The sequence below is a fragment of the Kamptonema animale CS-326 genome (assembly GCF_028330895.1).
Classification (GTDB): domain Bacteria; phylum Cyanobacteriota; class Cyanobacteriia; order Cyanobacteriales; family Microcoleaceae; genus Kamptonema; species Kamptonema formosum.
Genome location: NZ_JAQMUA010000489.1, coordinates 34,056 through 40,400, shown reverse-complemented (window position 1 = coordinate 40,400; position 6,345 = coordinate 34,056). Strand labels below are relative to the sequence as shown.

5 protein-coding genes are annotated in these 6,345 nt (G+C 46.4%); all 5 read right to left on the bottom strand.

Annotated elements, in window-relative coordinates; all coding sequences use genetic code 11:
* Nucleotides 1-347 (bottom strand): FAD-dependent oxidoreductase (locus PN499_RS28675; RefSeq protein ID WP_272036950.1); only part of this gene is annotated, 347 nt, incomplete at its 3' end.
* 91 nt (nt 348-438) lie between these two features.
* Nucleotides 439-1,188: a glucose 1-dehydrogenase gene (locus tag PN499_RS28670; protein WP_272036948.1), complete on the bottom strand. Its 750-nt coding sequence runs from the start codon at nt 1,186-1,188 to the stop codon at nt 439-441.
* A 225-nt stretch (nt 1,189-1,413) separates the two neighbouring features.
* Complete coding sequence (locus PN499_RS28665) at nt 1,414-2,238, bottom strand: alpha/beta fold hydrolase (RefSeq protein WP_007355965.1); 825 nt, start codon at nt 2,236-2,238, stop codon at nt 1,414-1,416.
* Nucleotides 2,239-2,522: 284 nt separating this feature from the next.
* A complete protein-coding gene (locus tag PN499_RS28660; RefSeq protein ID WP_272036946.1) occupies nt 2,523-2,930 on the bottom strand; it encodes a hypothetical protein in 408 nt (135 codons plus the stop codon).
* A 141-nt stretch (nt 2,931-3,071) separates the two neighbouring features.
* Nucleotides 3,072-6,275 carry an efflux RND transporter permease subunit gene (locus PN499_RS28655; protein WP_272036944.1) on the bottom strand — a complete coding sequence of 1,068 codons (3,204 nt, stop codon included), beginning with the start codon at nt 6,273-6,275 and terminating at the stop codon, nt 3,072-3,074.
* Nucleotides 6,276-6,345: the final 70 nt, after the last annotated feature.

Sequence of the window (6,345 nt, the reverse complement as noted above, 5' to 3'; positions counted from 1 at the left end):
CCCACAAAAGAAGCTTCAGCACAAACGACTTTGACACCCGCAGTTTCCAAACGGTTACGAATCCCCTGATTAAAGTCGCTACGGATTCCCCGAACTCGCTCCATAACAGCGGGAAAATCCACTTCAACCTCCGCGTGGATGCCTAACTTCTTCGCTTGGCGTGCCCTACCTGCTGCATGAGCGGCTGCTAAGAACGCTTTGGACGGAGTACAGCCATAGTTGATGCAACTACCGCCTAAAGCATCCCGTTCAAACAAGACAACCTTGCGCCCCTCATTGGCAAAATCAGTCGCCAGTGGAATGCCGCCTTGACCACTGCCGATGACAATCACATCTGCTGTTTCCATTAGCGCTAAACTCCTTGGGAATAGTTTGCTTTGATCGCACTCAAAGTTAAAAACTTGAGGTCTGGTTTGGATTGAGTTATGACATCTAAAGCTAGCGAAGACCACCCGTGATATACAGCGTTTCGCCAGTAATCCATCCTGAATCAGAGGACGCGAGGAAAACGACGGCAGGTGCAATGTCCTGCGGCTGTCCAATTCGACCCAGCGGAGTTTGCGCTTCAGTCTGTTTGCGACCTTCGCTCTCGGTAATTCCCGCTGTGTGCGTACCCTCCGTTTCTACCATCCCAGGATTGATGGAATTGACGCGGATGTGGCGTGAACCGAGTTCTTTGGCAAGTGACTTCGTGATCGCATCGACCGCCGCTTTGGTAGCACTATAAACCGAGCTGTTCGCGGGTGCGAGAGTGCTGACGATCGAACTAATATTGATAATGCTACCGCCCTCTGGCCCGAAGTGCTTTACGCCTTGTTGTGAGGTGAGAATCAATCCCAGCACATTGAGGTCAAATTGCTTGTGGAAGTGCTCTTCCGTGATGTTTTCAAGTGGGGACAATTCATAAATTCCAGCATTGTTGACCAAGATATCTAGCTTGCCGAATGCTTTTTGGGTTTCTGAAAAAAGATGTTCGATCTCTGCCTTTTTAGCAACATTTGCCTGGACTGCGATCGCCTTACCGCCTGCGCTAGTAATTTCATCAACCACGCGATCGGCCCCTTCTTTGCTTGATGAATAGTTAACAACAACTGCTGCACCTTCGGCTGCCAGATGTTTAGCAATAGAAGCACCAATACCTTTAGACGCACCTGTGACGACTGCGATTTTTCCTTCTAGTTTTTTCATGGTTATTAAGTGTTGTGGTTGTTGAGTTTGAACGAGCTATCGGAAACGGTTACGAACTTAGGAGAATGCACCCGTTCGGATTTTTAACAGCGATCGGACTTACGCATAGTTGCAGAAACCGGGTTTTTAAGAGAATCTGTGGGTGCAGGCGAAGTATTTTCGTCAAAAAACCCGTTTTCTGTGGTTGTGTGCGTAAGTCCTGAGTTCTCACATCCGCGCAGTGCGTCACGACTTGAGGAATTCCAGTAGATCGGCGTTGAGTTGGTCTTTACTCGTGTCGCCCAGACTATGCGACCCGCCGGGATATATCTTCAAAGTCGAATTCTTGACCAGCTTCGCAGACAATAGGGCAGAAGCGCCAATCGGCACGATCTGATCGTCATCGCCATGAATAATCAGCGTTGGCACGTCGAACTTCTTCAAATCTTCAGTGAAATCTGTTTCCGAAAACGCCTTAATGCAGTCATAAGCGTTCTTGTGACCAGCCATCATTCCCTGCATCCACCACGACTGGATCAGACCTTGGGAGACTTTGGCACCGGGTCGATTGAACCCGAAAAACGGGCCACTAGCCACATCGAGGAAAAACTGCGATCGGTCAGCCAAAAACGCCGCCCGAAAGCCGTCAAAGACCTCAATGGGCAGCCCACCCGGATTCGCCTCCGTCTTGACCATGATCGGCGGCACTGCGCCCATTAGCACCGCCTTGGCAACCCGTGATGTTCCGTGTCGCCCGATAAACCGCGCTACTTCGCCACCGCCAGTAGAGTGTCCGATCGTCACCGCATCCTTTAGATCCAGCGCCTCGAAGAGCTCCGCCAGATCGTCAGCGTAGGTGTCCATTTCATTGCCGTGCCAGGGTTGGCTCGATCGCCCATGACCCCGACGATCGTGGGCGATGCAGCGATAACCGTGCGAGGCGAGAAAAAACATCTGCGATTCCCAAGCATCCGCACTCAGCGGCCAACCGTGACTGAAGACAACGGGTTGTCCTGTACCCCAGTCTTTGTAATAGATTTGCGTACCATCCTTAGTAGCGATCGTGCTCATGGGGCTCCTATGTAAATTGTGCTGATAGTTTCCCAGTCTGTATTTGATTCGGATAGTAAAGACGACTGCATCTGCAATCGGTATCCTATCGATCAATTACTACTTTATCAGTTGATACATAATTGATTTCAGCAGTCTTATTTTGACGATCCGATCGCTTGCGAAGGTGGCAGTTCCGCCTTTCAATCAGTCGTCTTCATTCTTCTATTTCAGTTCAATTTAGACTGCTCACGTTCTTTAAGTTAAGATGCCAGTTAATCTTAGGACTTACATACTTTGTGACATCAACGAGTAACGATTAGGGCAGCTAGAGCGATCGCTACAACATCCTCAACAAGGGCAGCAGGAACTGCACCAATCCGCTCAATGGCGGCTATCCGCACCATCCGACCACCATAGGCACCAACCAATGCACCTATAATACCCAAGACCGCTCCAACGATTGCAAAACTGGTGTTTGCTCCCGCGATGAACCATCCCACAATGCCACCACTAAGAATCCGAGCAATCAATGCAGGGGGACTGGTACGAGAGGGAATTTGCGGCAGCATATCGGCAATTAGCTCACCCACTGCCAGTACAGCCAGAACGATCCCGATCGTGCCACCACGCGCCAGAAATAAAGCAGCCGGGGCTGTCAAAGCTCGCATTCCCGCCACTAACCCAAGACCAAATGCAAAAATCAACGTCATGAACATAATCTAACTCGTAATTTTTGATGGCAACCAAACATTTGGCAGGGTGAAAAAGATATCTACAAAGTAGACGTAATAAAAGTTGCAGCCATTATTCCCTGTTGATAAAAGCTACGTTTATATTGGATTTCATCCTTGTTAAAACGGTGATACTTTATCCCGTTTTTCCTCCTCTCGTAAATCAGTTTTTCCATCCAAACTCATGTTATCATCGGGCGGATGTTGCGGCTGTTGAGGCTTCTTAAACCGATCGCGAGCCGAGACAACCACCACATACAGAACCGGCACTATAAACAAACTCAAGACAGTAGAAACAACCATCCCCCCCGCGATCGCATTCCCTAGCGATCGCCGACTTGCAGCCCCCGCACCTTCAGGGTTAACGAGGGGAGCAATACCTAAAATAAACGATAAAGAAGTCATCAAAATTGGTCGTAAACGCTCTTGAGAAGCCTCAACTGCCGCCTTAGCAACTGGATATCCCCGCTCCCGTAACTGGTTAGCAAACTCCACGATTAAGATCGCATTTTTACTTGCCAATCCAATCAACATTACCAAACCAATTTGGCAATAAACATCATTCGCTAAACCCCGCAACGACTGAGCTAAAAGGGCTCCTAAAATCGCCAAGGGAACAGCAAGCAGAATAATGAAGGGATCGACATAGTTCTCATACTGAGCCGCCAAAACTAAGAACACAAAAATCAGCCCCAGACCGAAAATAATCGGTGCTTGACCTCCCGACTCAATTTCTTCTAAAGAAGTCCCCGACCATTCATAACCAAAACCTGCGGGTAAAACTTGAGTTGCCACATTTTCCATCGATTTGATCGCCTGTCCAGAACTCGCTCCCGGAGCCGGCCCGCCGTTAATTTCAATTGACCTAAATAAATTGTAGTGGTTAACAGTTTGCGCTCCCACCACCGGAGTTAGCTTCACCAAATTGCTCAAAGAAATCATTTCATTTTTTCCTGAGCGGACGTACAATTTGCCAATATCTTCAGGATTAGCACGGAACTGTTGATCTGCCTGGACATAAACCCGGTAATTGCGTTGTTGGAGATTAAAATCATTTACATACTGGGAACCCAAAGCTGTTTGTAAGGTACTGAAAACATCATCTATGGGAATATCTAAAGCCTTAGCTCGATTGCGGTCAACTTCCACAATTAATTGAGGTGTATTCGCCGCAAATGTACTAAATACTGCTTGCAATCCCGGTGTTTGATTAGCCTGCTTTAAAATGTCACCCATCCCCTGAACTAGAGCATCTAAACCGCTATTACCTTTGCGGTCTTGCAATTGAAATTGGAAGCCTCCAAATTGACCTAATCCTTGAATTGCCGGCGGATTTACAGGAAAAACTCTAGCTTCTGGAATAGCTAAAAACTTGCCGCGTAACTGGCCAATAATTGCTTGTACAGTTTGCTCTTCTCCGTGACGTTCTTTCCAAGCTTTAAGCGTAGTAAATATAATGCCTTGGTTAGAAGTGCTACCACTAAAACCAAAGCCACCTACAGAAAAAGTCCCGACAACTTCAGGAAGTTTGAGGATTTCTTGTTCAACTTGATCCATTACTTTCTGAGTGTATTGCAGCGACACACCTTGGGGCCCTTGAATAATAGTGAGAAAATAGCCCTGATCTTCTTCCGGGATAAATGCTGTCGGTACTGACAAATAAAGCCAAGCTGTTACTCCCAAAGAAGCTATGAACGCCAAGGCAACAATAGTTTTAATTCCTGTTAGAAATATTAAGGATTGCCGATATTGCCGCTGCATCCAATCGAGACCGCTATTAACACGACCAAAAAACCAACCCACAGGGCCGCTAAACTTCTGCCCTGGCCGCAGTAATATAGCTGCAAGGGAGGGCGTGAGAGTAATAGCAATAAATGTAGAAAGTAGTACAGAAAAAGCAATTGTCAGCGCAAATTGTTTATAGAGTGCTCCCGTAGTTCCGGGAAAAAATGCCACGGGCACGAACACTGCCATCAATACTAAAGAAGTTGCAATTACAGCGCTAAAAAGCTCCCGCATTGACTCGAAAGCCGCTTGGCGGGAATTCATGCCTTGGCGAATCAGACGATCGATATTTTCTACTACAATGATCGCGTCATCAACGACTAATCCTGTCGCCAATGTCAGACCAAACAGAGATAAACTGTTAATCGTAAATCCGAAAACCTTGATAAAGGCAAATGTCCCAATCAAAGAAATTGGGATTGTGATGGTAGGAATAATAGTTGTGCGCCAGTCTTGCAAGAAAACAAAAATTACTATCACCACTAGCAAGACTGCTTCAAATAATGTCTTGACTACTTCTGCCATCGACTCTTCTACGAATAAAGTCGTGTCCAGCGCTACTCTATGTATTAAGCCAGGAGGGAAACCAACAGCTAGTTTTTCCATTTCTGCTTTGACTGCATGGGCAACATTCAAAGCATTACTTCCAGGCAGTTGGTAAATACCTAAACCTACTGCATCATTGCCTCGAAATCGAAGAAAAGAGTTGTAATTTTCTGCCCCTAGTTCTGCTCTCCCCACATCTTTTAATTTAACTAAGGTTCCATTTGTCTCAGTTTTTAAGACAATTTCTTCAAATTCTGCGGGTTCTTTCAGGCGACTTTCCGCACGTAAGTCAATTTGATACATTTGCCCCTGTGGAGCCGGTTCTTGACCAACTCTCCCAGCACCAACTTGCAAGTTTTGTTCGTTAAGTGACCTGGTGACATCTTGCATTGTCAAACCGCGCGCTGCTAATTTATTGGGGTCGATCCACAAGCGCATTGCATAGCGTCTTTCCCCAAAAATTCGCACGTCGCCAACGCCTTTTACTCTCTTTAAGGCATCAGCTAAATATAGGTCGGCGTAGTTGCTTAAAAATATGGTGTCGTATTCTTTATTTTCTGTAAATAAGCCGATGGCTAATAGCAGACTGGTAGATTGTTTTGTAACTCTAACTCCTGTGCGTTGTACGGCATCTGGTAGTTGTGGTTGAGCAACTGCAACTCGGTTTTGAACATCAACGGCGGCGATGTCTTTGTTACGTGAGGGGTCAAAGGTAGCTGTAATGGTACTGGTACCATCGTTACTACTACTGGAAGTTAGATATTTGAGTCCTTCAACGCCGTTGATTTGCCTTTCTAGGATGTTAGTAACGGCGTTTTCGACAATTTCCGCACTTGCCCCGCTGTAGTTAGCTGTTACGTTAATTTGGGTAGGGCTAATGTCAGGGAAGCGCTCGATAGGCAGGCTCGGAATACTAATTGCGCCTACCAAAATGATAATTAAGGCGCAGACGCTAGCAAAGACGGGTCTTTTAATAAAGAAATCTGCAAACATTATTTGGGTAATTGTTAGTTGTTAGTTGTTAGTTGTTAGTTGGTAATTGGTAATTGGTAATTGGTAATGG